Source organism: Rhodococcus sp. EPR-157 (genome assembly GCF_001647195.1).
GTDB lineage: Bacteria > Actinomycetota > Actinomycetes > Mycobacteriales > Mycobacteriaceae > Rhodococcoides.
Genome location: NZ_LVCV01000622.1, coordinates 1 through 849 on the forward strand (window position 1 = coordinate 1; position 849 = coordinate 849).

1 protein-coding gene is annotated in these 849 nt (G+C 64.1%); it reads right to left on the reverse strand.

The features are described 5' to 3' along the window. Nucleotides 1–849: aldehyde dehydrogenase family protein (locus A2J03_RS26750; RefSeq protein ID WP_156520606.1), on the reverse strand; the 849-nt coding region annotated here is incomplete at its 5' end.

Below are 849 nucleotides of genomic sequence, written 5' to 3' on the forward strand. Positions count from 1 at the left end.
TCAGCTGTTTTCGGGGAAGCCGAGGTTGATACCGCCGTGGCTGGGGTCGAGCCAGCGGCTGGTGACGGCTTTACCGCGGGTGAAGAAGTGGACGCCTTCGGTGCCGTGGGCGTGGGTGTCGCCGAAGAGGGAGTTCTTCCAGCCGCCGAAGCTGTAGTACGCCATGGGAACTGGAATCGGGACGTTGATGCCGACCATGCCTACTTCGACTTCGTTCTGGAACCTGCGTGCTGCGCCGCCGTCGTTGGTGAAGATGGCGGTGCCGTTGCCGTAGGGGTTGTCGTTGATCAGTTGGAGGGCTTGGTCGTAGGTGTCGACCCGTACGACGGACAGGACAGGTCCGAAGATCTCGTCGGTGTAGATGCTCATGTCGGTGGTGACGTTGTCGATCAGCGTCGGTCCGAGCCAGAAACCATCTGCTTCGCCGTCTGCTGTGACACCGCGGCCGTCGACGACGATGGTGGCGCCGTCTTTCTCGCCGGCGTCGACGTAGGAGGCGACCTTGTCGCGGTGGGCTTTGGTGACCAGTGGTCCCATGTCGGAGCCGGTGGTGCCGTCGCCGGTGACCAGTGGTGTGGTGCGTTCGGTGATCTTGGCGACGAGGGTGTCGGCGATGTCGCCGACGGCGACGAGGGCGGAGATGGCCATGCAGCGTTCGCCTGCGCTGCCGAAGCCGGCGTTGACCATTGCGTCGGCGGCGAGGTCGAGGTCGGCGTCGGGTAGGACGATGGCGTGGTTCTTCGCGCCGCCGAGGGCCTGCACGCGTTTGCCGTGTGCCGTTCCGGTGGAGTAGACGTATTGCGCGATGGGGGTGGAGCCGACGAAAGAAATGGCCTTGATCTTGTTGTT